Source organism: Sphingomonas sp. BK580 (assembly GCF_014194975.1).
In the GTDB taxonomy this organism is placed as follows: domain Bacteria; phylum Pseudomonadota; class Alphaproteobacteria; order Sphingomonadales; family Sphingomonadaceae; genus Sphingomonas.
In genome coordinates this window covers 452,225-477,960 of record NZ_JACIAY010000001.1, presented here as the reverse complement: position 1 = coordinate 477,960, position 25,736 = coordinate 452,225, and the positions used below count along the sequence as shown (strand labels likewise).

At 69.9% G+C, this 25,736-nt stretch carries 27 protein-coding genes; 9 read left to right on the top strand and 18 right to left on the bottom strand.

What is annotated here, in order from left to right; genetic code table 11:
* The first annotated feature begins 19 nt into the window (after positions 1-19).
* Entirely contained in the window at positions 20-1,450 is a 1,431-nt protein-coding gene (locus tag FHY05_RS02245) for a M20/M25/M40 family metallo-hydrolase (protein ID WP_183942762.1), read from the top strand.
* An 87-nt stretch (positions 1,451-1,537) separates the two neighbouring features.
* Here the strand turns inward: FHY05_RS02245 and FHY05_RS02240 are convergent, their stop codons facing one another.
* From FHY05_RS02240 to FHY05_RS02230, 3 genes are all read right to left on the bottom strand, one after another.
* Positions 1,538-4,507, bottom strand: coding sequence for a PAS domain-containing protein (locus FHY05_RS02240; protein ID WP_183942761.1), 2,970 nt, complete (start codon positions 4,505-4,507; stop codon positions 1,538-1,540).
* A gap of 268 nt (positions 4,508-4,775) precedes the next feature.
* On the bottom strand, positions 4,776-5,663 hold the full coding sequence (locus FHY05_RS02235) for an SDR family oxidoreductase (protein ID WP_183942760.1): 888 nt from the start codon (positions 5,661-5,663) through the stop codon (positions 4,776-4,778).
* Entirely contained in the window at positions 5,660-6,139 is a 480-nt protein-coding gene (locus FHY05_RS02230; protein ID WP_183942759.1) for a MarR family winged helix-turn-helix transcriptional regulator, read from the bottom strand. The genes FHY05_RS02235 and FHY05_RS02230 overlap by 4 nt, the downstream gene beginning before the upstream one ends.
* A 262-nt stretch (positions 6,140-6,401) precedes the next feature.
* On the opposite strand from FHY05_RS02230, the gene FHY05_RS02225 reads away from it, so the two are divergent.
* From FHY05_RS02225 to FHY05_RS02215, 3 genes are all read left to right on the top strand, one after another.
* Positions 6,402-7,178, top strand: coding sequence for a histidine phosphatase family protein (locus tag FHY05_RS02225; RefSeq protein ID WP_311732344.1), 777 nt, complete (start codon positions 6,402-6,404; stop codon positions 7,176-7,178).
* Positions 7,175-8,041, top strand: coding sequence for an NAD(P)H-hydrate dehydratase (locus FHY05_RS02220; protein WP_183942758.1), 867 nt, complete (start codon positions 7,175-7,177; stop codon positions 8,039-8,041). Before FHY05_RS02225 ends, FHY05_RS02220 begins: the two co-directional genes overlap by 4 nt.
* 248 nt (positions 8,042-8,289) lie before the next feature.
* Positions 8,290-8,517 carry a hypothetical protein gene (locus FHY05_RS02215; protein WP_183942757.1) on the top strand — a complete coding sequence of 76 codons (228 nt, stop codon included), beginning with the start codon at positions 8,290-8,292 and terminating at the stop codon, positions 8,515-8,517.
* 73 nt (positions 8,518-8,590) lie between these two features.
* Here the strand turns inward: FHY05_RS02215 and FHY05_RS02210 are convergent, their stop codons facing one another.
* From FHY05_RS02210 to FHY05_RS02190, 5 genes are all read right to left on the bottom strand, one after another.
* Positions 8,591-8,941, bottom strand: a complete 351-nt coding sequence (locus tag FHY05_RS02210; RefSeq protein ID WP_221190936.1) for a metalloregulator ArsR/SmtB family transcription factor — start codon at positions 8,939-8,941, stop codon at positions 8,591-8,593.
* Position 8,942: 1 nt separating this feature from the next.
* A complete protein-coding gene (locus FHY05_RS02205) occupies positions 8,943-9,416 on the bottom strand; it encodes an SRPBCC domain-containing protein (RefSeq protein ID WP_183942756.1) in 474 nt (157 codons plus the stop codon).
* 124 nt (positions 9,417-9,540) lie between these two features.
* Positions 9,541-10,476 (bottom strand): hypothetical protein, encoded by a 936-nt coding sequence (locus FHY05_RS02200; protein WP_183942755.1) that lies wholly within the window; start codon positions 10,474-10,476, stop codon positions 9,541-9,543.
* Between the two features lie 151 nt (positions 10,477-10,627).
* Positions 10,628-12,493 carry a glycoside hydrolase family 127 protein gene (locus tag FHY05_RS02195; RefSeq protein WP_260181143.1) on the bottom strand — a complete coding sequence of 622 codons (1,866 nt, stop codon included), beginning with the start codon at positions 12,491-12,493 and terminating at the stop codon, positions 10,628-10,630.
* Between the two features lie 315 nt (positions 12,494-12,808).
* Entirely contained in the window at positions 12,809-13,369 is a 561-nt protein-coding gene (locus FHY05_RS02190) for an FxDxF family PEP-CTERM protein (RefSeq protein WP_183942754.1), read from the bottom strand.
* A gap of 260 nt (positions 13,370-13,629) precedes the next feature.
* On the opposite strand from FHY05_RS02190, the gene FHY05_RS02185 reads away from it, so the two are divergent.
* A complete protein-coding gene (locus tag FHY05_RS02185) occupies positions 13,630-14,694 on the top strand; it encodes a spore photoproduct lyase family protein (RefSeq protein ID WP_183942753.1) in 1,065 nt (354 codons plus the stop codon).
* 46 nt (positions 14,695-14,740) lie between these two features.
* Here FHY05_RS02185 and FHY05_RS02180 read toward each other — a convergent pair whose 3' ends face one another.
* From FHY05_RS02180 to FHY05_RS02155, 6 genes are all read right to left on the bottom strand, one after another.
* Positions 14,741-15,529 carry a DUF1206 domain-containing protein gene (locus FHY05_RS02180; protein WP_183942752.1) on the bottom strand — a complete coding sequence of 263 codons (789 nt, stop codon included), beginning with the start codon at positions 15,527-15,529 and terminating at the stop codon, positions 14,741-14,743.
* 283 nt (positions 15,530-15,812) lie between these two features.
* Positions 15,813-16,505, bottom strand: coding sequence for a DUF2161 family putative PD-(D/E)XK-type phosphodiesterase (locus FHY05_RS02175; protein ID WP_183942751.1), 693 nt, complete (start codon positions 16,503-16,505; stop codon positions 15,813-15,815).
* On the bottom strand, positions 16,502-17,896 hold the full coding sequence (locus FHY05_RS02170; protein ID WP_221190935.1) for a hypothetical protein: 1,395 nt from the start codon (positions 17,894-17,896) through the stop codon (positions 16,502-16,504). The genes FHY05_RS02175 and FHY05_RS02170 overlap by 4 nt, the downstream gene beginning before the upstream one ends.
* Before the next feature lie 237 nt (positions 17,897-18,133).
* Complete coding sequence (locus tag FHY05_RS02165; RefSeq protein ID WP_311732343.1) at positions 18,134-18,619, bottom strand: DUF2243 domain-containing protein; 486 nt, start codon at positions 18,617-18,619, stop codon at positions 18,134-18,136.
* 7 nt (positions 18,620-18,626) lie between these two features.
* On the bottom strand, positions 18,627-18,833 hold the full coding sequence (locus tag FHY05_RS02160; RefSeq protein WP_183942750.1) for a hypothetical protein: 207 nt from the start codon (positions 18,831-18,833) through the stop codon (positions 18,627-18,629).
* Positions 18,834-18,876: 43 nt separating this feature from the next.
* Positions 18,877-19,464 carry a DUF4142 domain-containing protein gene (locus tag FHY05_RS02155; protein ID WP_183942749.1) on the bottom strand — a complete coding sequence of 196 codons (588 nt, stop codon included), beginning with the start codon at positions 19,462-19,464 and terminating at the stop codon, positions 18,877-18,879.
* Between the two features lie 139 nt (positions 19,465-19,603).
* Here FHY05_RS02155 and FHY05_RS02150 point away from each other — a divergent pair, with 139 nt between their 5' ends.
* On the top strand, positions 19,604-20,011 hold the full coding sequence (locus FHY05_RS02150) for a DUF3597 domain-containing protein (RefSeq protein ID WP_183942748.1): 408 nt from the start codon (positions 19,604-19,606) through the stop codon (positions 20,009-20,011).
* A gap of 52 nt (positions 20,012-20,063) precedes the next feature.
* Here the strand turns inward: FHY05_RS02150 and FHY05_RS02145 are convergent, their stop codons facing one another.
* Positions 20,064-20,408 (bottom strand): hypothetical protein, encoded by a 345-nt coding sequence (locus FHY05_RS02145; RefSeq protein ID WP_183942747.1) that lies wholly within the window; start codon positions 20,406-20,408, stop codon positions 20,064-20,066.
* Between the two features lie 152 nt (positions 20,409-20,560).
* Here FHY05_RS02145 and FHY05_RS02140 point away from each other — a divergent pair, with 152 nt between their 5' ends.
* Positions 20,561-20,737 carry a hypothetical protein gene (locus FHY05_RS02140; RefSeq protein ID WP_183942746.1) on the top strand — a complete coding sequence of 59 codons (177 nt, stop codon included), beginning with the start codon at positions 20,561-20,563 and terminating at the stop codon, positions 20,735-20,737.
* A gap of 152 nt (positions 20,738-20,889) precedes the next feature.
* Here FHY05_RS02140 and FHY05_RS02135 read toward each other — a convergent pair whose 3' ends face one another.
* The 3 genes from FHY05_RS02135 to xth form a co-directional block, all read right to left on the bottom strand.
* Positions 20,890-21,669: an SDR family NAD(P)-dependent oxidoreductase gene (locus FHY05_RS02135; protein WP_183942745.1), complete on the bottom strand. Its 780-nt coding sequence runs from the start codon at positions 21,667-21,669 to the stop codon at positions 20,890-20,892.
* Positions 21,670-21,814: 145 nt separating this feature from the next.
* Positions 21,815-22,480, bottom strand: a complete 666-nt coding sequence (locus FHY05_RS02130) for an HAD family hydrolase (protein ID WP_183942744.1) — start codon at positions 22,478-22,480, stop codon at positions 21,815-21,817.
* A 111-nt stretch (positions 22,481-22,591) separates the two neighbouring features.
* Positions 22,592-23,419, bottom strand: coding sequence for an exodeoxyribonuclease III (gene xth, locus FHY05_RS02125; protein WP_183942743.1), 828 nt, complete (start codon positions 23,417-23,419; stop codon positions 22,592-22,594).
* Between the two features lie 392 nt (positions 23,420-23,811).
* Between xth and FHY05_RS02120 the strand changes: the two genes are divergently transcribed.
* Together FHY05_RS02120 and FHY05_RS02115 are read left to right on the top strand one after the other, a co-directional pair.
* A complete protein-coding gene (locus FHY05_RS02120) occupies positions 23,812-24,552 on the top strand; it encodes a DUF72 domain-containing protein (RefSeq protein ID WP_183942742.1) in 741 nt (246 codons plus the stop codon).
* Positions 24,553-24,639: 87 nt separating this feature from the next.
* Positions 24,640-25,668, top strand: a complete 1,029-nt coding sequence (locus FHY05_RS02115; RefSeq protein WP_221190934.1) for an ATP-dependent DNA ligase — start codon at positions 24,640-24,642, stop codon at positions 25,666-25,668.
* The last annotated feature ends 68 nt before the right edge of the window (positions 25,669-25,736 follow it).

The window sequence follows — 25,736 nt, the reverse complement described above, 5'->3', positions numbered from 1 at the left end:
CCGTCCGAGAGGAGAAGTCATGTACCGCCTCGTCACCGCCGCGGCCGCGGCCGCCGCCCTGCTCCAACCACTCGCCGCCACGGGGCAGGCTCCCGCCGCCGCGGCGCGCCCGGACCGCACCGCCTTTCGCGAGCTGTACCGCGAGCTCGTCGAGACCAACACCACCTCCTCGGTCGGCGACTGCACCCAGGCGGCGCGCCAGGTCGCGACGCGGCTGCGCGCGGCGGGATATGCTGACTCCGATCTCACGATCTACGTCCCGGAGGGGCGCCCGCGCGATGGCGGGCTGGTCGCCACGCTCGCCGGGTCGGACGCGAAGCGCCCCGCGCTGCTGCTGCTCGCGCATATCGACGTGGTCGAGGCGAAGCGCGAGGATTGGCAGCGCGACCCGTTCAAGCTGATCGAGGAGGACGGCTACTTCTACGCGCGCGGCGCCAGCGACGACAAGGCGCAGGCGGCGATCTTCGCCGACACGATGATCCGCCTCAAGCAGCGCGGCACCGCACCGAAGCGCACCGTCAAGCTCGCGCTGACGTGCGGCGAGGAGGGCTCGAACGAGCGCGTGCTCAACGGCGCGGGCTGGCTGGTCGATCATCGCCCCGAGCTCGTCCGCGCCGGCTTCGCGTTCAACGAGGGCGGCGGCGGGCGCACCGCGCCGGGCGGCGGTCCGGAGACGCTCGGCGTCCAGGTCGCGCAGAAGTCACCGCGCAACTTCATCCTGGAGGTGACCGATCGCGGCGGCCACAGCTCCCAGCCGCGGCCGGACAACGCGATCTACCGCCTCGCCGCCGCGCTGACCCGGCTCAGCACCCTGCGCTTCCCGGTCAAGCTGAACCCGGTGTCGCTGGCCTATCTCGCCAAGGCCGGCGCCCTGCGCAAGGACGCGACCGGTGCGGCCATGGTGCGGCTCGCCGCCGCGCCCGGCGATCCCGCGGCCGCCGAGGCGGTGTCGCGCGACCTCGCGCTCGACCCGCTGCTGCGCACCACCTGCGTCGCCACGATGCTCGAGGCCGGGCACGCCGCCAACGCGCTGCCGCAGCGCGCCGCCGCCTCGGTCAACTGCCGCATCGTGCCGGGCGAGACCGCCGACGAGACGCGCGCCGCGATCGAGCGGGTCGTCGCTGACCCGCAGGTAAAGGTTCTGCGCAGCAAGATCCAGGAGCGTCCGGTGGCGGAGAGCGCGCCGCTTGACCCCGCGATCCTGACACCGATCGCCGCGGTCGGCGCCAAGCATTTCCCCGGCGTGCCGGTCATCCCGACCCAGTCCGCCGGCGCGACCGACGCGACCTACCTGAGCAAGATCGGCGTGCCGACCTACGGCATCCCCGGGCTGTGGAACGACCCCGCCACCGCTGGCACGCACGGGCTCAACGAGCGCATTCCGGTCGACGCGCTGTATCGCGGCCGCGACTATATCTATGATCTCGTCACCTACGTCGTTCAACGGTGAGGTGACCGAGCGGCCGACCGGAGCGGCGGGCGGGATGGTCCGGCCGTTCGCTCGTGGGCCACTCGCGCGAAGATCGTTGCGTTGCGGCTAGTCGTGCCTGATCAGCTCGCCGACCGAGGCAACTAGCTCGGCCTGCTTGAAGGGCTTCGTCAGGCGGGGGAGGGCGGGGTCGACACCAGTGGCATCGGCGTACCCGGAGATGAGCAGAACGGGTAGCCGAGGCCACCGGCCCTGTACCTCGGCCGCCAGCTCGCTGCCCGAGCGACCGGGCATGAGGTGATCGGTCACGACGATGTTCGGCTGCAAGCCGCGGTCCAGCAACACCATCGCCTCCTCGGCCGAGCTCGCTTCGACCACGGCGAAGCCGATGTCGCTCAGCATGTCCGCAGTGCTCGCCCTGACGAGGGGCTCGTCGTCGACCAGCAACGCGGTGCCATCGTGGCTTACATGGGACGGGACCGAACTGTCGCTGCCCGAGCCCACGATCGGTGCGTCACCGACCGGTAGCCAGAGCTCGATGGTCGTTCCGCTGTCAGGCTGGCTGGCGATGGTGAGGGCCCCGCCGAGCTGGGCGGCGAGTCCGTGGACCATGCTGAGGCCAAGGCCGGTTCCCTTCCCTATCCCCTTGGTCGAGAAGAACGGTTCCACCGCACGCTTCAGCGTTTCCTGATCCATCCCGACGCCCGTGTCGGCGACCGACAAGCGAACGTACCGGCCCGGCGCGAGGCCCTCTGCACCGCCGCTCCTCACCTCCTCGCCGCGTGCCGAGATACGCAACGTTCCGCCCTGCGGCATCGCGTCGCGCGCATTCACCGCGAGGTTGAGCAGCGCCATCTCGAGTTGGTTCGGGTCGGCTGAGGCGACGGGCAAGTCGTCCGCCACTTCCACCTCGATCCTGATCTGAGGTCCAAGCGTCGACCCGATCAGGTCCGCCATGCCGCCGACGAGCTCGGCGACGTCGACGGACACCGTCTGCAACGGCTGCCGCCGCGCGAAGGCGAGGAGGCGCTGCACCAGGAGGCGCGCTCGCTCCGCCGACTGGAGCGCGCCGTCGATCAGTCGCTTCTCCCGATCATCGCCCACGCCGCGACGCTGCAGGAGGTCGAGCACGCCCAGGATCGGGACGAGCAGATTGTTGAAATCGTGGCTGACGCCCCCGGTCAGGCTGCCCATCGCCTCGAGCTTCTGGCTCTGCCGCAGTTGCTCCTCGGCCTGCACGCGCGCGGTGACGTCGCGAGAGCTGCCGATGATCCGGTTGATCCGGCCGTCGGCACCCTCTACGGGGACGAGGATCGTGTCCCAATGGCGCCGGCCATTGGGAAGATCGACGACCTCACGGTAGCTGATCGGCTGTCTCGCGCGCATCGCGCGGCGGAAGTTCGCTACGACCGCCTCGACCACGTCGGCGGGTAGCTGCTCCTCGATCGGCTTTCCCCTGATCGCGACCGAACTGAGGCCGGTGAGCGTCTCGTGGGTGGGGTTGAGCTCCTCGATCGTGAAACCGGCGCCGTCGACGATCCCGATGACGAACAACGCCTCCGCGGTGTGCTCGAAATAGGCGCGATAGAGCGCGTCCGCCTCGCGTCTGGCGAGCTCGGTCTCGGCGAGTTGCTGCTGCTCCCGTACCCGATCGGTGACGTCGTAACCGAACAGGCTGGCGCCGATCGTCTCTCCGGCAGGAGACCGCACGGGAGCGAACTTCATATCGTACCAGGTCGGGCCGAGGTGCGTCTCACCCATCTGGGCGACTTCGCCGAAGCTCTCGCCCGCCAGTACCCGGCACCACAGCGCACGAACCGCCTCGAACTGGTCGGACCCAGCGAGCAGCTCGAGCAGATTGTCTCCCACCGCGGGTCGAATGCCGAAGACGCGGCGGTATTCCTCGGCCGACGCGTTGTTGATGGCCAGGAAGCGATAGTCGCGATCCAGGATCTGCACGAAAGCGCTGGTCGTCTCGAAGAGGTCCGCGAAGATCTTGCGCTCGGCAAGGGCGGCGGTGACCCGCTCCTCCAGCGTCTCGTTCATCTCGCGCAGCCGCGCTTCGGCGCCGGCGCGCTCGACATAGGCCCAACAGCGCTCGACCGTCGCCTCGACCAGCGCGATCTCCTCCGCTTTCCAGTCGCGCGCGCTGGCCTGGTGCACCGCCATCATGGCAACCAGGCGCCCGTCCTTCAGCAGCGGGCAGCAGATAATCGCTTCTATGCCGATGGTTTGAAACATCTCCCGACCGGAACCCGGGCCGAGCTCCTGCGACACGTCGGCGATCACCAAGGTGTTGCCGGCGCGCATGTCCGCGGCGGCACGCGGGCCGAAGAGATCGAGGCGGTAACTGCCCGCCGAGCTACCGATACCCGGCGCGGTGTAGTCGTCGCGGATGGCGAACCGGTCGTTGTCGGCGTCCACGTCCGCATAGGCGGTCCGTGAAGCGTCGAGGTGTCGCGCGAGATGCTCGGCCGCCGCTTTCATGACGTCGGTCGGGTCGCGCGAGACGCGGAGCCGATCGTCGAGTGCACCCAGGAAGCGCAACCGCTCGCGCTCGGCGAGTGAGCGGCGCTCGGTCATCACGCGCGCGGTGGTCTCATTCCCTTGATTGAAGACCCCCACGACCGTCCCGTTCTCGCCACGGATCGGGGTGAAGCTGTAGTTCCAGTACGTCTCTCGCACCGCTCCGTCACGCGTGATGGGCAGCATCTGGTCGAGCGTCGAGAACCCTTCTCCGGTCCGCAAGACGTCGGCCAGCTGCGGGCCGACGATGTCCCAGATGTCACTCCAGACTTCGGCGCCTGGTCGCCCCAAAGCCCATGGGTGACGCTCCGCGGCGACCGGTCGCCACGCATCATTATAGAGCAGGCGCAGCTCCGCTCCCCAATAGATCGCCGTGGGGAAGCTCGAGTGAAGGCAGATCGACAATGCCGAGCGCAACGATTGCGGCCACGCTGCCGGCGCGCCGAGCGGCGTGGAGGACCAATCGCGGGCGCGGATCAGGGAGCCCAACTCGCCGCCGCCCGCTATGAAGTGCAGCGCTTCTTCGTCAGAGCGGTCGTCGGTAGAGGGCATCTGCGCTCGCGTTCTTTGCACGATCCGCGAAGGGGCACCGCCGCCCTCCTGCCGCTCGCGCCAGGTGACATCAGGAGCGCTTTATAGCGGCGTGGCGCGATATAGCGATGCCGCAGCGTCGCGGTGCTCGCGCGGCGGACCAGCCGCGATCCCCGCCCCGTCGCGGGCTGGAAACAGAGACGGTCGGACCCGTCCGAGGCACCGGCCCGAGCCCGAGGACGCCAGCCGCTCCCCCTATCGGCCTCCCCGGTCAGACAGACCGCCGGACTCATGCCGCCCGCGCGGCGCCGCGCGGTGGCACCGGTGCGAAGGCGTCGCGGTGATCCCGGATGAAGGTGGCGAGATCGCGCGGTGGGATGCCGGTCAGCCGCTCGATCTCGCACGTGGGATCGATGTCGTGATGGCCGGCGACGACGTCGGCGAACTGCACGATCAGACCATGCGTCATCCACCGCGAGTTGCCGGTCACCCGCAGGAGCGCGGCGAACAGCGGGTCGGGAAGGTCGAGATAGCGCACCTTGCGCCCGGTCTCCTGACCGAGCCGGGCGGCGGCTTGCCGCATGTCGAGCGTTTCGGGACCAGTGAGGAAATAGGTCGCGCGCGCGTGCCCATCCTCACGCAGCACGGTAGCGGCGACGCGGGCCACGTCGCGGGTATCGACCCACGACACGGATCCCGAGCCCGCCACCTGCGGCAGGAACCCCCGCGCGATCGGGGCCTTGAACCACAGGAAGTTCTGCATGAACGCGGTCGGCTTCAGGATCGTCCATTCCACGCCCGACGCGCGCAGCTGATGGTCGATGCGCGCGTGGGTCCGTGCCCAGGGGACGGTAGAGCGGATGTTGGCGTCCGACGCCGACAGCTTGACGATGCGGCGAACGCCGGCGCGACCGGCCGCGTCGATCGCGGCGATCTCCTGATCGAACTGGCCGGGCGTGGGCGGGGTGATGAGGAACATCGTATCGATCCCCCTCATCGCAGCGGCGAGCGTCTCGGGACGATCGAAGTCGCCGGGCACCGCCTCCATGCCGCGTTGGCGAAACGCGTCGACCTGCGCCTGCCTGCGCGCCATGCCGCGGAAGGGCTCGCCTGCTGCCGTGAGCAGCCTGCAGACTTCACCGCCGATACCGCCGGTGGCGCCGGAGACGAGGATCATCGTGCAGGGTCCTTTCCGGGGTGAGAAGGCGACGCGGCTGACCGATCAAGCTGCTCTGAGATGACCGTGACCGTCGCCCGCAACGTGGCCACGGCCTGGCGGATCTGCTCCGTCCCGATCCGTTCCGCGATGGCCTGGTCGATCGGGGCGACGGCCTTCTCGGCGCCCTCCACGGCAGCGAGCCCCGACGCGGTAAGCACCACCAGCTTGGCGCGACGATGCGTGGGATTGTCCGCGAACGCGACCAAGCCCTGCGCGGCGAGCAGGTCGGCGATCCGCTGCACCGCCTGCCGCGTCAGACCCATGTTGCGCGCGATCGACGCGACCGAGATCGGTGCCGGCGCGTACCGCACCGCCGCCAGCACCTGCCACCAGGCGCTCGTGAGGCCCAGGGGCTCGACCAGCTCGTTCCCGGCGCTGACCAGCCTGCCATTCGCGGCGAACACCGCCATCGCGAGGTCTCGCGCCTCGGTCATCCGAAACTGCCCTACCAAGTTGACAACATGCTGTCGTAACTTCGCGTCGGTCGTCGGGTTCCCGCGGGCCGGTGGCTTCGCACGCACGCCTCGCGGGCCAGTCAGCCTGTCGCACGACGTCGGCTCGTTCGTTCCGCGTGATCGGTCCGCTCGCGAGCCGGCGGGAGAGACACCGCTCCACGCTGGATCAGCTCGTCAATAGAACTCTTGCTTTCAAAGATAGTTAGCTCCTTATGGTGGCGAACGAGCGCATGGCACGTGAGTGTCGAAGGAGATCGACGTGACGCCGCGCTGGCCGCGCCGGCTGTGGATCGTTCGCCACGGCGAGAGCGCCGGGAATGTCGCGCGGCGTCAGGCACTCGCCGCCGGTGCGACACGGATAGCGCTCGAGCAGCGCGACATGGATGTGCCGCTGTCGCCGCTCGGCAGGGAGCAAGCGCGGGCGCTCGGGCGCTGGTTCGCCCGGGACGGCGCGGCGCGCCCCGACGTGATGCTGACCTCGCCGTACACTCGTGCATGTGAGACGGCACGCCTGTTCCGCGAGGCGGGTGGCTGCGCCGCTGGCGAACCGATCTGCCCCGATGAGCGGCTAAGGGAGAAAGAGTTCGGCATCCTCGACGGACTTACCGCCGAGGGCATCGCCGCCATCGCGCCGGAGCAGGCTCGACTGCGTCATGCCCTGGGCAAGTTCTACCACCGGCCACCTGGCGGCGAGAGTTGGTGCGACGTCATCCTGCGGCTACGCTCCCTGCTCGACACGGTCTCGCTGCATCACGGCGAGCGTGATGTCATGATCGTGGCGCACCAGGTGGTCGTCCTCTGCCTGCGCTACATCCTGGAGAATCTCGACGAGGAGCGGATCCTCGCGATCGACCGGGAGGCGCCGGTCGCGAACTGCGGCGTGAGCGAATACATCTTCGATCCGTTGGCGGGCCGGGACGGGGCGCTGCGACTGGCGCACTTCAACGTCACCGCCCCGCTCGTCGAGGAGCAAGCTGCGGTCACGGTCGAGCCGGCTCGAACGGGAGAACCCAGATGATCGAGATCGACGAGCCTTGGCGTGCCGCGCATCCGCTCCCGCTCCCGACCGGTGAGGTGGACAAGAAGAGCCGGGGGCGGGTCCTGGTCGTCGGTGGGTCGGCGCGCGCGCCGGGAGTCGTTCGGCTCACCGCCGAGGCGGCGCTGCGCGCCGGCGCGGGGCGAGTCCGCGTCGCGACGCTTGCCAGTGCCGCGACGCTGGTGGGCGTGCTCTCGCCCGAGCTCGGGATCGTGGCCCTGCGCGAGGCCGACGGGGAGATCGCTGCCGATGCCGCGCCGCTCCGAGAGCAGGCCGCGGCACACGAGGCGGTGGTGCTCGGGCCCGGGATGGGGAGCGAGCATGTCGCCGCTCAGCTGATCGAAGGGCTCGACGCGGCCTCCGCCGCTCAGACCAGTCTGCTGCTCGACGCGGCGGCGGCGACCTGCGCGCGAGAGGAAGGCGCCGCGCTGCGCGGGTGGGAGGGGCGCCTCGTGCTCACGCCTCACCAGGGCGAGATGGCGCGGCTACTGGGACGCGGGATCGACGATGTTCGCCGCGATCCCGGCGGCGCGGCGGGGGAGGCGGCGGCGCGATATCGCGGCGTGATCGTGCTCAAGGGCACGGACACCATCGTCGCCGATCCCGACGGTACGATGCTCCATCTCGCCGGTGGTGGGCCGGGGCTGGCGACGGGCGGTTCCGGCGACGTTCTGTCCGGCGTCATCGCCGGGCTGCTCGCGCGCGGTCTCGCGCCCCGGGTCGCGGCGGGATGGGGGGTGTGGCTCCACGGTCAAGCGGGACGGGCGCTCGCCGCGACGGCGGCGCCGATCGGGTGGTTGGCGCGCGAGCTGCTGCCCGAGGTGTCGCGCGCGCTGCCGCGATGAGGCGGGAGCGGCGTCGTATCGGCCAGAGCAGCCGCGTACTGTCGTCCGGCTGGCTCTTACCGCACGAACGGGCAGGTCGAGCGAGCAAGATCGGCGGCATGCGTCTCGCCGCGGAAGGTGGCGGATCAGGCGATCTCAGTCATCGCGACGAGGCGCGGGAGGGAGCGACCTCGAAGTCTAACACACGTTGAAGCAAGCGAACAAAGGCCGTGGCACCATAGAGAGCCAAGATTGACCCAGGTGTACCCGTGCTTGGCGGACCGGCTGATCGTCGAATACAGATACTCGCCGAGGGGTTGCGGACGGCAGCGCGCCTCGCGCGCACCAAGGCGCTCCCTCACCTCCTGTCGGACGAACAGGGCGACCACGATCGGGCGCTGATCGCGCGAACCCTGGGCACCTTCGCGGACGAGCTGGATGCGACGGCGTTCCGGTTCGAGGAACTCGCGGACGGCACGCTGATTGTGCTGAAGTAGACGCTGAACGAGCAGGACGCCGGCTTGCACCGGCGCCATGCGCACGAAGGTCCAGCGCGGCGCGGCTACCGGCTCACCGGTGTTCTGCCGGAGGCTCGAGCACCGCGCCCAATGCATCCAGACGAGCGTCCCAGGGCGACCGACACGCCAGGAGCCATTGTTTGAGCAGGTCGAAGCCGTCGGGCCTCAGCTGGCACGATCGAACACGTCCCAATTTGCTGCTCGCCACCAAGCCCGCCCCTTCGAGCAACTGGATATGCTGCCCGACTCCGGTCACGCTGATCCCGCATAGCTCGGCCAGGGCGCTGACCGAATGCGGACGGACCGACAGGAGTTCGACCATCCGCCGCCGCGTGGGATCGCCCAGAGCGTGAAACAAGCGATCGATCGGGGAGGGGTCGCTGAAGCGGTGAGGTCGCGCCACGTCAGCGTGCTAGACTCGCGCCGAGCCGGTCCAACAGCACGTGCCAGCCTTGCTCGCGCATCGTCGCACCGTCGCTGCCCTCGAAGAAGATCCCCTGGAACGTGCAGGTCACGCACGTGCCAGCCCCATCGTCGACGATCTCGATCATCTCGAGCGCTACCGAGATCGCCGTTCCCTCGATCGACATGCGTGACGACGTGACGATGCGCTCTTGATCCACGATGTCGTGAAAGACGCCTTCGCTGGTGAGCAGAGCCCTCGGAAAAGGCGTCGTCGCGCCGAACCGATAGGTCAGCCGCTCGGCGCCGCCCACCCGGAAGTCGCTCGTGAACGCCTCGACCTCGTGCGTGTCGCTCGCGGCGAACCAGCTCTTCTTGAGCGACGGGTCCGCGAAGGCAGCGAAGACCCGCGCCGGCGTCGCCGGATAACGGCGCTCGATCGTGAAACTCCCGGGTACACCGACGGTTCGGGCCATGACAAACCTCCACACTGAAGTAACGGCCTCACCGTACGGCGGACCGGCAGGTCGGTCAAGTATTCGCTTCACTATGTGAGACGGCGATGACGCTCGCTGGCCCCGCCGCGCGCGGGCAGTGACGTCACGAGGGCTTGTACGTTCGTCCGGACTGGATGAGACGCTGACGCGCGGTGTTGCCCGGTACCGCGATATGGGTCGCCGGGTCGAACTCATGGCCCACGCCAGCGGCGTCGTCGGGTACCCAGAGCTCTACCACCGTGTTGGAATAGCTCACCGGCAGGTAGCGCACCCAATAGCCGTCGGGATGATGACTCCAGCGCCCACTCGGCACGTCGAGGCTGCCCCGGCCCGCGGGGGCGGCACCGGCGAGCACGGCGACGCGCTCGAGGTCGCCGAAGCTGGTTCCGGGTGTCACCAGCATGCGGCGCAGGTCCGCCTCCGCCTGCATCGCCTGCCGCACCTCGCGCGGCAGATTGTCGGCGATCGGCCCTTGCGACACCATGTCGAGGACGGAGCGGTTGAGCGCGGCGAGTTGGCGGGGCGGCAGCAGCTGCGCCGCGATCGCCTTGTGCTCCGTGGAGAGATCCTCGAGCTTGGCGCGCGCCACGATCGCCCATAGCAGCGTCTGGATGTCGTGCTGATCGATCTCCGGATGCTGGACCGAGTTGCGCACGATCGTGATGACGGCGTCCTTGGCAGCGCCGAGCGGCGGTGCGTACAGGTAGCCGTCGCCACCGCCCGGCCCGTACGTCCCGGCGTGAAGGCAGTAGCTCTGATCGTGGAAGCTGTAGTAGCCGGGCCGGAGGATGAAGCCGCCCGCGGGCGTGCGCTGGAGCTCGGCCAGCGGGCGCTTGGGTGCGGGCGGTGTGAAATCGTCCTGCGTCGGATCCGCCCATCGCGCGTCGCCGAGACTGGTCGAGATCGGCTCCTTGCGCAGCGTCGGAAGGTTGATCCCGCCCGGCACCAGCTTCTTCAGCATGCCGAACTGGCCGGACGCCGGCACCGCGAGCGTGGCCACCAGCGAGGCCGCCACCGCCCCGAGCAGAAAAGCCCGCACTTCGTTCTCCCCCTGATCGATTCGCGGAGTCATTACGCTCAAGTAACGCTGAGGAAAAGATTTCGTCGGGCGGCGCGGGCTGCGGTCGCGCGGTGCTGAGGACGTTCCCTGGCCGGACTGCGGGCATCGCTCGGCTTCGCTCCCGCGGTGGTCAGGTCGGGTCGGCCAGCTGCCAATAGGTCGCGTATCGCTCGTGCGCGATGCGGTGATAGGGGATCAGGCGGACGCTGCGTCGATCGGCCGCGGCGATCGTGAACTCCAGGGGGGCGCCTGTCGGCCGCACCGACCGAGCGAGCGACGCGGTGTCACCGGCGAGCACGGGAGCGGTGAACGGGGCGTCGTTGTAGCTGCCGTAGCGGCGCTCGTTCGCCACGATGTCCGCGCCGGCGGCGAGACCGTCGCGCCCGAGCGCGCCCGCCAGCACCAGCGGCCCGTAGCGGATCGCGGCGACGCCCGGCGCTGCCGGTGCCTCCTCCACCGTCACGTCCATGGACAATCCCAGTTCGACGCGGTCGCCATCGCGCCAGGTCCGGGTCAGCGCCAGATAGCGTCCCGGTGCGCGCGAGCGCATGACCTCGCGGCCGTTCACCCGCACCGTCGCCTCGCGGCTCCAGCGCGGGTGGCGCAGCTGGAGCGTCAGCTCGGTCGGCGCCGCGAGCGTCCAGCGCAGCGCGGTGCCGGGCTGCTCCGGGAAGTTCGTCGTCTGCGTCAGCGTGGCCCGTCGCTCGGCCCAGCGCACGGCGGAGGGGATGAAGAGGTTCACGTAGAGCGAGCGATCGTCGTGGAAGTAGATCGAGTCGCGGTATTTGACGTGGTTCTCCATGCCCGTGCCGGTGCAGCACCAGAAGGAGTCCTCGGGCGTGTGGTACAATTTCATGTAACCGGGGCGGGCGCCCTGGAAATAGGTCGCCATGCCGCTGTCGGGGTCCTGCGAGGCGAGGATGCCGTTGTACAGCACGCGCTCGTAGAAGTCGGCGTAATCGGTGCTGGGGTCCTGCAGGAACAAGGCGCGGGTCAGCCGGAGCATGTTGTGCTGGCAACAGGTCTCCGACCCCTTGGCCGAGAAGACGTGCTCGGCGAGGTCGGCCATGGGGAAGAAATGCTCGTTGTCGCCGTGTCCCCCCGTCGCGAACGAGCGCGTGTGCGCGACCGTGCGCCAGAAGAAGGCGGCGGCGTCGCGGTAGCGCGTCTCGCCGGTCGCGGCATAGACTCGCTCGAAGCCGATGATCTTGGGGATCTGCGTGTTGGCGTGGAGCCCGTCGAGGTGATCGCGTTGACGCGCCAGCGGTTCCAGGATCGCCTTGTGCGAGAAGCGCTGTGCCAGGCTGCGGTAATCGGGCTTCCCGGTCATGAGGTAGAGGTCGGCGAACACCTCGTTCATGCCGCCGTGCTCGGTCTCGAGCATGGCCTCGAACTGCTGGTCCGACAGCGGTCGCGTCGCCACCACCGCCCAGTCGGCAAACCGGATCAGCACCGCGCGCGCGCGCTGGCTGTCCGCCAGCAGCGCCGCGTCGCGCAGCCCGGCGAAGAGCTTGTGGAGCGTGTACCAGGGCACGCCCGTGATCGGCTCACCGCGGAGATGGGCCGCCACGAGCGCCGGCCCCCTGGGGAAGGCGCAGACCAGGCCGCTGCGCGCGGCGCGCTGGCACGCGGCGAGCTCGTCGGCGATATAGTCGACCCGCTCGCGGAAGCGCGCGTCGCCGGTCGAGCGCCACGCCAGCGCGCAGGCACTGAGATAATGGCCGAGCGTGTGGCCGTGGCAGTTGATGTCGGCCCAGGTCGGTTCCGACTCCCACCCGCCGTAGACGGGTGCCTTCGCCGCCAGCCCCGCGTTCACGCGGAAATTGTGCAGCAGCCGATCCGGCGCCAGCCGCAGCAGATAGGCCTCGGTCAGCCGCTGAGCATGGAGGAACGGCCCATCGGCGAGATCGACGTCGCGCAGGTCGAAGGGGCGGAGCCGATCCGCCACCGTCGCGCTGACCGGTGCCGCCCCGGCGCGGGCGGCGGTCCCCGCCAGCGGCAGTACCGCCGCGCTGGTGAGGAAGCGGCGACGCGAGAGGGCGCGGGCCCCGCTGATCGTGACCCTCGGTAGCCTCACCGGCGCTTTCTCCTGCCTGCTACTCGGTCGGCGGTATCGTTACCAACAGCGTGCGCGAGCGAGGGCAGTCGGTCAAGTGTTCGCGCCAGAGAAAGGCCGGGGAGTTGTTCGAGCAGGGGGTCGGCTCGCCCCGCCGGGGCATCGTCGGCGGAGACCTACGAACGGCGAAGGGGAGGGGCGCCGCGTCGACGCCCCTCCCCCCAGCATGCCGGTATGATCCGGGCTGATCGCCGATCAGATCGCCTGACGCGGGCGGAAGCTCACGCGGCGGCGGCGCATCGTGTAGCCGACCACCCCGAAGCCCATGATCATCATCGCCCAGGTCGCCGGCTCCGGCACCGCCGAGCTCAGCGGCGCGAAGGTCGCCTGGCCGCCGTAGGCGCCGTTCCCGCGCGAGATGCCGTTGACCACCAGACGGTTCAGCTCACCCGCGACGATCGGCACGTTGTTGACGAACGCCACCTCGAAGGCACCGCCCGCCGTGCGCGTGATCTGCGCGGCGACGCCGTTGATGAACACCGACGTGAAATCGACGTCGCTGACCGAGCCGAGATCGGTCACGCTCGTCGTCACCGTGCCGCTGCCCACGCCGTCGGTGGGCAGGGTGAAGGTGAAGACGTCGGTGAACGCGCCCGCGCGGATGCCGCGGTTGAAGAAGGCGCCCGAGAAGGAACCGCCGGCACCCGCCGTGGCCTTGAAGTTGCGCGAGCCTACCGGGAAGGTGGCGGCGGCGGCCGGTGCAGCCGCGCCGGTGGCGGCGGTGGCCACCAGGGCCAGAGCCACGAGATTCTTCATACGCGTTCCTTCTACGTCACATCGTCGGGGATGCGGCGCTCGGCCGCGGTGCGGCGTCCCTGCCACCGGCGGCGAAGAAGGTTAACACAATAATGACGTGCCCCGTTCTTTCTGCGCCGCTGCGGCCCGAAGGACACGGTCGGCGCCAGCCGAGCGGCTCGCCTGCGCCGTCGCGCGAGCGCGGGCACGGCCGAGGGGAGGCGAGCCTCGCCGCGGCCTGAGCGCATGGTGCGGGCGCGGCGGCACCCCATATCGTCACCATGGCACTGCCCCGCACGCTGATCGACCCGAAGCTGATCTACCTGGAGCCGGCGGTGCGCGATTTCGCCCGCGGGCGCGAGGTGTTGGCGCGCTTTCCCGACGCTGAGCGGGTCGAGGTGCCGAGCCACTGGAAGATCGAGGCGCTGTCCGATCCGGCGCTTGCCGAGGATTGGTTGCGGGTCAAGCGCGACATCCTCGTGCTCGGGGTCAAGAAGGGGCTGGCGATGCGGCCGAACGGCCGCTCGGCAGACTTCATCGCGCCGTCGTCGTCGAACGGCTGCGCCATGGCCTGCGCCTATTGCTATGTCGGTCGGCGCAAAGGCTATGCCAATCCGATCAGCATCTTCGTCAACATCGACGCGATCGCGCGGGCGATCGGGCGCCACGCCGCCAAGCTGGGACCCAAGCCCGAGCCCAACAGCATCGACGCGCTCGACTGGGTCTACGACCTGGGTGAGAACGGCGACCTGTCGATCGACGCGTCGCTGTCCGACAACGTGCGCGATCTGGTCGCCGCCTTCCGCCACCTGCCTCATGCCAAGGGTTCGTTCGCGACCAAGTTCGTCAACCGCGACCTGCTCGACTATGACCCGCAGGGGCGTACCCGCCTGCGCTTCAGCCTGATGCCCGAGACGATCGCCAAGGTCGTCGACGTGCGCACGTCAGCCATGAGCGAGCGCATCGCCGCGATCAACGACTTCGTCGACGCGGGCTACGAGGTACACGTCAATTTCTCGCCCGTGATCGTCCACGAGGGCTGGGAGGCCGACTGGAAGGCGCTCTTCGCCGAGGTCGACGCCGCGCTCTCCCCCGCGGCGCGGGCGCAGTTGAAGTGCGAGGTCATCTTCCTGACCCACAACGAGGCGCTCCACGACCTCAACCTGATGTGGCACCCGCGCGCGGAGGAATGGCTCTGGCGCCCCGACCTGCAGGAGCGCAAATGGAGCCAGTCGGGCATGCGCAACCTGCGCTACAGATCGGCCTGGAAGCGGCAGTGGCTCGATCGCTTCCTCGGCTGGCTGAGCGAGGCCATGCCCTATTGTGCGGTGCGCTACGCCTTCTGAGCGGCGCGGCGGAAACGGCAGCTTACGTACAGGCGCTCACCGGTCCTCAGCGCCAGCGGGTCGCGCGCCGTAGCGCTCCCTCGATCGGAACGTCATGCAGCCGCCGATGCCGCGCCTCTACGAGGCTGAAGAGGCCGAACGCCAGGAGTCCGACACCGACGATCAGGTCGAACGGACTGGTCAGCCAGGACAGCGCCCGCGCCATGCCGCCCGCCTCGCTGGCTCGCTCCTCCAGCCCCGCGCGCGCGAGGAGGTAGCTGCTGATGAGGAACACCAGGCCGCGCGCGGCATAGCCGGCCCGCCCGCTCCACCGCACCCAGGCCCGCCTCGCCACCGACCCGTCGAGGTAGCGCAGGAAGGTTCCTTTCGCCGCCTTGACCAGCTGAACCGTCCCGAGGACAGCCAGCACCGCCGCGCCGAGCAGGACCAGCGCCCAGCCGCCGGGCAATTGCAGCGCCGTCCGGGCACCTTCCTGAGTGCCGTCGCCGGACGAGGCCGCGCCGCGCATCAGCTGGACCGCCTGCCACGCGAGCAGGAGGTGGATGGCGCCGCTGACGCCCGCGCCGATGCGCTCCATCGCGCCGTGGCGATCGGCGCCGTGGCGCTCGACGTCCAGCGCCGCGTCCGCCAGTCGCCAGATGCCGTACGCGGTGAGGCCGATCGCGATCACCCCGAGCAGCAGCTGCCCGCCACCTTGGCCGAGATATGCGATCGCGCCGCTGGGATCCTCCGCCCTGCCCGTCCGAACGATGAGCAGCGCGACGACGATATAGAGGACGCCGCGAGTCGCGAATCCGATCCTGGTCAGCGCCGTCAGGCGCGAGCTGGTGTCCATGCGATCCCCCTGCCGCGGCCCGCGCGGTGACACTTTCGTGGCCTCGAGGCGGAGCACCGGCGCGCCCCGACCTCGCGGGATCACCTAGGCGCGGCCGGTGCTGCGCGTCTACTGATAGCCGCCGTTCTGCTCACGCTCGCGCGCGGCGTCTTCCTGCACCTTCTCCATCTCCTCCGCTTCCTGCTCCGGCTCGGGCGCGGCGTCGTCGTCGGCGCGATGATCGGTCATTCGAACGTCTCCTTCGCTGCGGCAACGCGGCAGAAGCGCGACATGTCCGCGACGGTCACGCGAGCTCGGGATCGACCGCCCGCGCTGCCGCGGCCGCCGTACGTCCGCTTTCCGTCAGACGGTAGTGACCAGGCCGCACGCGCTCGAACCAGCCGTAGACATTGCGCGACAGGATGACGCCCGCGTCCTCCGCCACGTGACGGAGGTCACGCGGACGGACGATCGTGTCGCGCACCACCGCCGCGCACGCGAGCGCGCGCTGGCGATAGGCGGTCATGATCGGCTGGCGCGACGAACCGCCCGCGCTCGGATCGCCCTTCCGCAGGCGATGTTCTCTCACGAGCCGGCGCCGCAGCGGTAAGTTCGCGCGCGGACGGTACGGCATCGGCTCGCAGCGTACCGCCACCGCACCGAGCCGCAGGTCGACCGTGAGCAACCCGACGCCGAGCAGCCGGCACAGCCGCGTGACTCGCTGGTCCTGATCGCGCCCGCGTCGCGAGGCGGCCACCGCGAGGTAGACGATGTCGGCGCCGCGCATCCGGTCGACCGCCTGCAACACCAGCTCGAGCGTGAAGGATAGCTTGAGCTCCGCGACCACGAGCACAGGTGGCTCGTCCCCGCGCAGCCCGACCACGTCGCAGCCACAGATCTCGCCCTTCACCACGAAGCCCTGCGCCTCGAGGAAGGTCTTCACCGGGGCGTACAGCGCCGTCTCGCGCCAGTCGCCCGGCTCGGTCACCGCGCTCATGCCGCGGCGCGTATCGCGACGGCGAGATCGCGGTGCACCGCACCGATCGCGGCGGTGAGTTCGCCCGCGGTGCTCTCGGCGTGGCTGCGGCCGACGACGGCGCCGGCGCGCGTGTCATAGGTGACGACGCGATAGGCACCGTCGGCCAGCCCGGGAACGTGGAGCGCGGTGGCGTCCGCGGCGTCGCAGCGGTGAAGCAATCCGTCCGGCCCGATGGCGTCGGTTCGAACGAGCCAGGCGAGCGCCTGCCGGTCATCGCCGCAACCGATCGCCGCGACCCCGCGATCCGCGCAGCGCAGCACCGCGCTGAGATTGCGGCGCCGGAAGGAGCTCCAGTCCATCAGCGGCAGGAAGTCCGCCAGGGCCCGCTGCGCCAGGCGCATGCCCGGGGTGAGGACGTGCGGGTGGCGGTTCGGCCAGCGCATGCCGCCGCCCGCGCCGCCGCTGGCGAGATGCGCCCACTGGATGTGGCGGAAATACTCGTCGTCGAAGGCGCTCGGCAGCGTTCGCTTGCGATCCTTGAAGCTGTGGATCGGCCCGTGCTCGGAGTCGAACACTGGCCGCGCTCGTCCGGCGGCGTTCACCGCGTCGCGCATCAGCCGGGCGGCGGCGAGCGCGGGCGCGACGGTGTCGCGCGGGTCGTCGATCGTACCGTGCTCGTAGAGGTGGGTGTTGGCGAAATCGAGCGACGGATGCCGGAAGATCGGCTCGACCAGCGCGGGATGGCGGATCAGCTCGGGCCCGAAGATCGAGACGGTCTGCAGATTGGCATAGCCGAGCCGCTCGCGCTCATGCGCGCGCAGCCATGCCGACAGGTCGTCGATGAACGGCGCGACCGCGGCCGGGTCGCCGCCGCCGTGCGCCGGGTGGATCTCGTTCCACAGGTCCCAGGCGAACAGCGCCGGGCTGCGGCCCCAGCGATCGCTCGCGAACGCCAGTCGGTGCTTGATCGCGCGCCGCGTCTCCGGGCAGGTCAGCCACGTGTCGCGCCCGGCACATGGCCCACCGCTCGCGCGCGCATAGGGGTGGCGCTGCCAGCGAACCCACATGAAGAACGTGTCATAGGGCGTGAGCAATACCCGCAGCCCGACGCGCTCGAGCAGGCGGAACAGGTCGTCCCAGAGCCGCACCATCGCGGGTACGAAGCGCCCGGCGGGGCGCTCGAGATAGCGGTGCTCGCGGTGGCAATATTCCAGCATCAGCCGGATACAGGTGACGCCGTGGGCGCGGAGTTCGAGCAGGTGCCGTTCCACCGCCGCCAGGTCGCGGCGCCGGAACAGCGGCGCGAGGTCGGGCCAGGTGATCGCGTCATTGTGCCCGATCGGGGTCCAGGACGCGCCGTCTTCGGTGATGAAATAGGGCGATCCGGGCACCACGCGGACGCGGGCCATCGCCGGGGCGAGCGAACCTAGCGGAACATGCACCAGCGCCGACTAGCCAGTCCGGCGTGCCGGCACCACCGCCAAATCACCGGCGCGACCGCGCGGAGCCGCTGGAATTAATCTCCCGCAATCTGATTGTTAGCTCAGGCGCTGCCGGACGGGCCACGTCAGGGACCGTGGGGCGCTGGTCTCCTCCTCGCGGTGGGTGCTGCGCTGCTTCCTCCCGCCGGGGACATGGGGTTCCTCTCACCCGCTCGTCGCTCGCGCCCGGACCTCGCGGACCATCAGCCAGCCCGTCAGCATCAGCGCGACGCCTGACGCCAGGAACAGATAGTCCCACACGGACTCCCCCAGGCGCTCGTAGACGTGGTGCAGCGCGAGGAGGTGGTGCTCGACGACGCCCTCCACCAGGTTGAAGAGGCCGAAGCCGAAAAGGCAGGATCCGAACAGCGCGCGACCAGAGAGCAGGACGTCGGCACGGGTGACCGCCCGCCACAGCAGGACGACGCCGCCGGCGGTCGTGATCCAGACCAGCGCGTGGAAGAGACCGTCCCAGACCATGTTGGTCTTGGCGCCGACGAGCGTGTCGGTCGGAATGCGCGCCGAGAGCATGTTGTGGAGCTGGAGGATCTGGTGGAAGAGGATGCCGTCGACGAAGCCGCCCATTCCGATCCCCAGCACCATGCCCGCGGTGGTGAGGGGAGCTGTCGTCGTCGCGCGGTCGGGCGTCACCGGTGCCTCACAGGAGATACCGGCGAGCCGCCCAGGCGGCGATGAGCAGCGCCGGCACGGGCGCGATCAGCGCGGCGCAGTTGCTCAGCACGTCGGGCCCGAGCACCGCCGCGCGTACCGCGGCGCCGACCCGGCTGTGACACAAGGTGCACGCCCAGGCCGGCGACGCGGCGAGGAGCAGCGGCAGCGCCGCGAGGCGAGCGGCGAGGTTCACGTGACACCGCGCGACGGTCGCGACATCGCCCGCCTCGCCCGGCCTAGGCCTTGAGCCCCTTCGCCATGTTGAGGTGCGCGGTGACGGTCGGCACCAAGCCCTGCGCGAACGTCTTGAGCGCCGGCACGTCGCCCGAGGCGGCATAGGCCTTGAGCACGTCGAGCGTCTGCTGGTGTGCCGTAGCCTGCGCCGCGGCATAGGCGCTGTCGAACGCGGCGCCCTTGGCCGCGCGCAGGCTCTCGACCTGCTGCTGCTGCTCGGGGTTGAGCGTCGCGACCGGCTGGATCGCGGGCGACAGGCCCGCCGCGACGGTCTTCAGCTTGGCGGTCGACGCTTCATGCGCGTCGATCATCGCCTGCGCGTAGCGCTTGATCGCCGATGACGAGCTGTTGGCGAGTGCCAGTCGCGAGGTCTCGATCTCGAAGGCGTCACTGGCCGCCGCGGCGTCGGCGAAGCTCTGGCTGGCGCTGGCGGGGGTGGCGGGGGTGGCGGTGGGCGTGGCGGTCGCCATGCCGGTCGCACCGAGGTCGCTGCCGTTCGACGCGCCGGTCGAGGTCGCATCGTTGCCGCGGCTGCATGCGCCGAGCGCCAGCACGGCGGTGGCGGCGAGGATCGTCGTACGAAGGCTCATGATATCAGACCTCTCCGAAGCTTCGCCACGTAAGCGCGTTCGCGCGCGCAACGTTCCGGAGCGACGAGCCCGATCGCGTCGCATCGTCGTTATCGGCGAGCGCGGCAGCGCCGACACCCCTCCTGAGGAGCATGCGAGCATGAGCATCTTCGGCACGATCATGAACAAGATCTTCCATCACCCATCGGCCGCGCCGACGAACCAACCCGGCGCGGGCGCGGCGCCGTCGCCGGAGCCGGCGGCGCCGGCGGCCGCGGCGGCCCCGACCCAGGCGCCCGCGCCGGTGGCGGGAGTCGACGTGGGCGCGGTCCTCTCGGAGATGGCGTCGCTCAAGGGCGGCGGAGGCAATTACCAGTCGTCGATCGTCGATCTGCTCAAGCTGCTCGACCTCGACTCGAGCCTCGCCGCGCGCAAGGAGCTGGGCACCGAGCTCGGCGTCCACGCCGGCGTTGACGGCAGCGCGGAGCAGAATGTCGCGCTGCATAAGGCGGTCATGGCCAAGCTCGCCGAGAACGGCGGCGTGGTGCCCGATAGCCTGCGCGGCTGACCGTCGTCCGGGGAGCGAGGCGACAGGTGAGGCGGCGCTGGCGAGCGCCGCCTCAGCCGGCCGCGAGCGGGCTGGGCGAGGGCCCGCTCGCCTCGGCCGCGTCGGCCGGCGCATAGGCGACGACCCATTCGGGGTAGCCGCCGGCGTTCATGACGATGTCGGGGTGACCCACCGGATCGCTGCCGGTCTCCACCCAACCCGCCCCGAGGCAGCGGGGGCAGACGGCGCGCTTGCAGCGGAAGCTCACGAGATCGATCTCGACATTCCACTGGCCGTGGCCGTGGCAGACCGGACAGCGCGCGTCGAGGGCGCCGTTGCGCGGTTGCAGTGGGATGATGTCGAACGCGTGCGGGCAGTCGGGCCCGGCGCACTCGACCACGTGGCTGGCGTGGGGCATCGACCGTCTCCTCGGTCGCTCAACCAGCGAGCCAGCGCCGGGTTGCCGTCGCGCTGAGCCGCGTCGTTCCGAGCGGCGCTGGCGCGGCGTGCGCTCCCCCGGATCTCGCGCCCGTGGTCCGCGTTGGGCCGCCGACATACAGGAGTGAGCGCATGGCGAAGCTGGCAAAATTCACGATCGAGCGCGACGGTGACGCGTATCTGCTGCACATCGAGAGCGATGCCGGGGAGGCGCTCGAGCTGGTCGCCTCGCTGGAGCAACTCGACCTGCTCGGCGAGGCGGTCGATCAACTGCTCGAAGAGGAAGACGCTGACGGCGAGGACGAATGACGTCCGCTGCCGTGCAGTGCCCCCCGGCGTCGGCGTGACGAGCCCGGGCGCGCCGCCACGGCGGTCCCGGGCTCCGACGCAGGTCTTCCGCCGCGTCGCCGGCGCGGGACCTCTACCGCGCCGTGGCGGCGCGGAGACGGTTCGCTGGCGCGTTAGTCGGCGCCGCCATAGTCGGGCCAGACCGCCTGCGAGAAGACGCCTCCGTCGACCAGCAGGGTCTGGCCGGTGACGAAGGCCGACTCGGGTCCGGCCAGCCACACCACGGCCGCGGCGACATCCGCCACCGTGCCGACGCGTCGCAACGGCGTGATCGGCGACCACCGGCCAGCATAATCGCCCACTTCGGCACGAGTGCGATCGGTCTCGATCGCACCCGGCGCCACGCAGTTGACGCGTATGCCGTGAGGGCCGAGTTCGAGCGCCGACACTTTGGTCAACTGCTCGATGCCGCCTTTGGAGGCGGTGTAGTCGACCAGGCGCGGGAAGGCGAGGAGGTTGCAGCCGGATCCCAGGTTGACGATGGCGCCGCCTTTGCCGGCCGCGACCATCCGCCGCGCCGCAGCCTGGGTATGCAGGAAGCAGCCCTTGAGGTTGGTGCGGATCACGCGATCCCACTCCTCCTCCGCGAGATCCAGCAGCGGCGACCAGGTCTGAACCCCGGCATTGTTGACCAGGACGTCGGGGGTGCCACCCCAATCGGCGAGCGCGGCGTAGAAGGAATCGACGTCAGCCTTCACGCCGACGTCCGACCGGCGTGCGAGCGCGCGTCTGCCCATGGCCTCCACCGCCGCGACGAGCGTCGCGGCGTGATCCTCGCCGGTCAGGAAATTGAACGCGACGTCCCAGCCGCGTCGCGCGAGCGCCAGCACCATCTCGCGCCCGAGACCGTCGTTGCCGCCGGTGACCACCGCCGTCCCGCTCGGATCTGACATTCACGCATCCTTCCGGTGGTTTGGGGCGGGAGCGCGACGACCGCCCTCGTGATAGGTCGCCCGTCCGGGCCGGCGAGTATGCCAGCCCGTCGGGAGCGGCGCGGCGTGCCGATGCCGCAGCGACGAGACGCGGATCGTTGCTCGCTCACTGGTTGAGCGGAGATCCCGCGAAACCGTCGAGCAGCGCCGCGACATCGTCATAGAGGCCTATGGCTCCGGCGTCTAACAGCGCTTCGTCGCTGAATTTGCCGGAGCGGACGCCCACGGCCGGGATACCGCACTTCGCCGCGGCCTCGATGTCATAAGGCGTGTCGCCCACGACGACGACGTCGGACGGCGCGAGCGGCGCCAGCTTGTCGAGCGCGGTCGAGAAGATGTCGGGCGCGGGCTTCGTCGCCTCGACGTCATCCGACGTCGTGGAGACGCTGACGAGATCTCGCGCCTCGAGCAGGTCGACATAATGTTCGAGCTCGTCGGCGGAGGCGGACGAGGCGAGCACCACCTGTCGTCCACTCGTCGCCACCTTCTCCAACAGCGCGCGCGCGCCGGGGAAGGGTCTGATATGGTCGAGAAAGCGCTCCTTGAACAGCGCGCCATGTTCCTGACCGAGTCGCTCCTGCTCGGCCTCATCGGCGCTCGGGAGCAGCGCCGGCACGAGCATGTCGGTCCCCTTTCCGATCTGCTCGTGGATCACCGCGGCGTCGAGCGTTGCCCCCGCGCGGGAGAGCACGTCCTGCCACGCGGCGACGTGCTGGTCGTTGCTGTCGACGAGCGTGCCGTCGATATCGAAAAGGACTGCCTTCACCGTCATGCTACGCTGCTCCCGTTGAGGCGCTTGAACGCTCGGCGGGGAGAGAAGGGGGCGGGACGCCAGCGCGGTGGGGGCGCGGGAGGACCGCTCCTGGCCCGTGACGGCCTGCTCTCAGCCAAGGCCCTTCCTGCGCCGGCCGGGACGACCGGACCCGGGCGCTGCGCCACCGTCCGCGAGCCGGATCCACGTGGGGGCATGGTCGCTCGTCTTCTCCCAGCCACGTACATGTCGATCCACCTGCGCATCGTCGAGCCTGCCGGCCAACGCGGGGCTGACCAGTAGATGGTCGATCCGCAATCCCGCGTTCCGTCCGTAGGCGTTCCGGAAATAGTCCCAGAAAGTGTAGATCGTCTCGTCGGGGTGCAGCGCGCGGAGCGAGTCGGTCCACCCCTGTCCGAGCAGGCGGGCGTAGAGCGCCCGGACCTCGGGTGCGAACAGGGCGTCATCGACCCAGCGTTCCGGCCGGTAAACGTCGGCCTCCGTCGGCATGACGTTGAAGTCGCCGGCCAGTACCACCGGCAGGCCGCTCGCCAGCAGCGCCGCGGCGTGCGTGAGGAGCCGCTCGAACCAGGCGAGTTTATAGTCGAACTTCGGCCCCGGGCGCGGGTTGCCGTTGGGCAGGTAGAGGCCGCCAACGATGATGCCGTTCACCGCCGCCTCGATGTAGCGGCTCTGCGTCGAGTCGGGATCATCCGGCAGCCCGCGCCGCGTCTCGTGGATCTCGCCGACCCGGCTGAGGATGGCGACGCCGTTCCAGCTCTTCTGGCCGTGCCAGATCGCGTCGTAGCCGAGATCGCGGATCGCCGCCGCCGGAAACTTATCCTGCGGTGCCTTCAGCTCCTGCAGGCAGACGATATCGGGCTGCTCCTCCTCGAGCCACCGCAGCAGCACCGGCAGGCGCCCGTTGACGCCGTTCACGTTGAAGGTGGCGACTTTCACCGCTGCTCAGCGACCCGGCTGGACTCACCGGCTCCCCAGCGGGCGAGCGCTCGTGCGATCGGGCACGGACGACACAATCCATGATCACTTGACCTTCCTCGGCTCGGCCACGGCCGCGTCCAGCCTCTCGCGACCGTTACCAACCGTTCCACGCGTTCGCGCGCCGGCTGCTTGGTGGTGCCGTGCTTGTGTGCGAAGGTGTTCACCGCGGGGCCCTCACCGCCGACGACCCACGCCCTGTCGGCGGCGCCGCGCCTGCCGCTATCGTCAGCCATCCCGTCCTCCTCGGCGGCGAAATCGTCACTTGATTCAATTGGTTCCGGACTGCCCCTGGATGGTCGGGGAGAAATCGCGCTGATGGAACGGTTCGGTGGCTACTGGGTAGGTAGGGCATGTCGCCGCTGATCGGAACCGCGGGCTGGTCGATCCCGACTGCCTTCCGACACTCATTCCCCGACGGCGGCACCGCGCTCGAGCGTTATGCCGCGGCCTTCCCCTGCGTCGAGGTCAACTCCTCCTTCTACAAGCCGCATCGGCGATCGACCTGGGAGCGCTGGGCCGCCGCGGTGCCCGACCGCTTCCGCTTCGCGGCCAAGCTACCCAAGGAGATCAGTCACCTCCGACGATTGGTGGACGCGACGGACGCGCTCGACCGGTTCCTGGAGGAAGCCGGTGGTCTCGGGAACAAGCTCGCCGTGATCCTCCTCCAGCTACCGCCGAGTTTCGCCTTCGACGCCGACGTGGTGTCCGCCTTCCTCGCGGCGGCCTCGTCGCGCACCAGCGCGCGCATCGTATGTGAGCCCCGGCATCCGAGCTGGTTCTCGCAGGACGTCGAGGAGTTGCTCGATGCTCTCGCGGTCCCGCGCGTCGCGGCGGATCCGGCGAACGTGCCCGCGGCAGGCCAGCCCGGTGGCTGGCGCGGCCTCTCTTACCGGAGATTGCACGGGTCGCCCGTGATGTATCGATCAGCCTATGGCGCGGAGCGACTGCGCTCCTATGCGGACGCGATCGCCGCGGACATCGCGGCGGGGCGAACCAGTTGGTGCATGTTCGACAATACGGCCGCCTCGGCCGCGCTCGGCGACGCGCTGGCGCTCGCGCGCTCGCTGGAACGCGGCGCCACGCCGCCGTGACCCGACCCCAGCGCGGGCGTGAACGGGCGCGCCCATCGCGCGTTCGGGACGTTGTCGTCGGGGCCGTCGGAGCGAAGCGCCAGCATCATGCGAACCGATCTCCTGCCGATGGAAGCGAAGCTCGTACCGGACCTGCCGGACGGCGGGACGTGGCAGTTCGAGCCCAAGTGGGACGGCTTCCGCGCGCTGATCTTCCGTCACGGCGATACGGTCGAGATTATGTCCAAGTCGGGCAAGCCACTCAGCCGCTACTTTCCCGAGGTGGTGCAGTCGATCAGGGCGGTCGATCGCGCCGCCTTCGCGCTCGACGGCGAACTGATCCTGCCGATCGGCGCGGCGCTCTCGTTCGACGCGCTGCAGGCACGCCTGCATCCCGCCGCCAGTCGCATCGAGCGACTCTCGCGCGAGACGCCGGCCCAGATCATGCTGTTCGACTGTCTGATGACTGACGGCCGGGACCTGCTCCGCGAGCCGCTGGCGCAGCGGCGGCTGCACCTGGAGGCCTTTCATCGCGCGCATGGCGGGCCGGGGATCCTGCTGTCGGACCGGACGCGGGACGCCGCGGTGGCGCGCTCGTGGCTGGCACGCGGGGGAGGGGCGCTGGACGGCATCGTCGCGAAGAAGCTCGACGAGCCGTACCGGCCTGGTGAGCGCGCCATGCTCAAGGTCAAGCAGCAACGCTCCGCCGACTGTGTCGTGGGCGGCTTCCGCCGCGTCAGAGGGGGTGAGGGCGTCGCGTCCCTCCTGCTCGGCCTGTATGACGTTACCGGTCGGCTGCACCATGTCGGCTTCACCGCCGGGATCGCGGCGACCGAGCGGGTCGATCTGCTCGCCCGTCTCACGCCGCTGATCCAGGCGCCGGGCTTCACCGGCGAGGCGCCGGGCGGACCCAGCAGGTGGAACAACGGAAAGGACAGCGAGTGGGAGCCTCTCAGAAGCGCATTGGTGGTCGAGGTGATCTACGATCAGGTCACCGGCGACCGTTTCCGGCACGGCACGAAGCTGCTGAGATGGCGTCCGGACAAGGCGCCGCATGACTGCCGCATGGACCAGCTCGTCCACGAGATCCGTCCGGCCGAGCTGGCGACGCTACACCCTGGCGCGGGTGGCACCTGAGCCCGCGTCGACGGTGCCGCGATCATGGCGCCGTCGCATCGAGCGCCTGGGCGCCCGCTTCTTCTGCG

Excerpts from the sequence above, each read along its gene's own strand:
- FHY05_RS02245 (WP_183942762.1), top strand. The coding sequence starts at position 20 with ATGTACCGCCTCGTCACCGCCGCGGCCGCGGCCGCCGCCCTGCTCCAA.
- FHY05_RS02240 (WP_183942761.1), bottom strand. The coding sequence starts at position 4,507 with ATGCCCTCTACCGACGACCGCTCTGACGAAGAAGCGCTGCACTTCATA.
- FHY05_RS02235 (WP_183942760.1), bottom strand. The coding sequence starts at position 5,663 with ATGATCCTCGTCTCCGGCGCCACCGGCGGTATCGGCGGTGAAGTCTGC.
- FHY05_RS02230 (WP_183942759.1), bottom strand. The coding sequence starts at position 6,139 with ATGACCGAGGCGCGAGACCTCGCGATGGCGGTGTTCGCCGCGAATGGC.
- FHY05_RS02220 (WP_183942758.1), top strand. The coding sequence starts at position 7,175 with ATGATCGAGATCGACGAGCCTTGGCGTGCCGCGCATCCGCTCCCGCTC.
- FHY05_RS02205 (WP_183942756.1), bottom strand. The coding sequence starts at position 9,416 with ATGGCCCGAACCGTCGGTGTACCCGGGAGTTTCACGATCGAGCGCCGT.
- FHY05_RS02190 (WP_183942754.1), bottom strand. The coding sequence starts at position 13,369 with ATGAAGAATCTCGTGGCTCTGGCCCTGGTGGCCACCGCCGCCACCGGC.
- FHY05_RS02185 (WP_183942753.1), top strand. The coding sequence starts at position 13,630 with ATGGCACTGCCCCGCACGCTGATCGACCCGAAGCTGATCTACCTGGAG.
- FHY05_RS02180 (WP_183942752.1), bottom strand. The coding sequence starts at position 15,529 with ATGGACACCAGCTCGCGCCTGACGGCGCTGACCAGGATCGGATTCGCG.
- FHY05_RS02175 (WP_183942751.1), bottom strand. The coding sequence starts at position 16,505 with ATGAGCGCGGTGACCGAGCCGGGCGACTGGCGCGAGACGGCGCTGTAC.
- FHY05_RS02170 (WP_221190935.1), bottom strand. The coding sequence starts at position 17,896 with ATGGCCCGCGTCCGCGTGGTGCCCGGATCGCCCTATTTCATCACCGAA.
- FHY05_RS02155 (WP_183942749.1), bottom strand. The coding sequence starts at position 19,464 with ATGAGCCTTCGTACGACGATCCTCGCCGCCACCGCCGTGCTGGCGCTC.
- FHY05_RS02150 (WP_183942748.1), top strand. The coding sequence starts at position 19,604 with ATGAGCATCTTCGGCACGATCATGAACAAGATCTTCCATCACCCATCG.
- FHY05_RS02145 (WP_183942747.1), bottom strand. The coding sequence starts at position 20,408 with ATGCCCCACGCCAGCCACGTGGTCGAGTGCGCCGGGCCCGACTGCCCG.
- FHY05_RS02140 (WP_183942746.1), top strand. The coding sequence starts at position 20,561 with ATGGCGAAGCTGGCAAAATTCACGATCGAGCGCGACGGTGACGCGTAT.
- FHY05_RS02135 (WP_183942745.1), bottom strand. The coding sequence starts at position 21,669 with ATGTCAGATCCGAGCGGGACGGCGGTGGTCACCGGCGGCAACGACGGT.
- FHY05_RS02130 (WP_183942744.1), bottom strand. The coding sequence starts at position 22,480 with ATGACGGTGAAGGCAGTCCTTTTCGATATCGACGGCACGCTCGTCGAC.
- FHY05_RS02120 (WP_183942742.1), top strand. The coding sequence starts at position 23,812 with ATGTCGCCGCTGATCGGAACCGCGGGCTGGTCGATCCCGACTGCCTTC.
- FHY05_RS02115 (WP_221190934.1), top strand. The coding sequence starts at position 24,640 with ATGCGAACCGATCTCCTGCCGATGGAAGCGAAGCTCGTACCGGACCTG.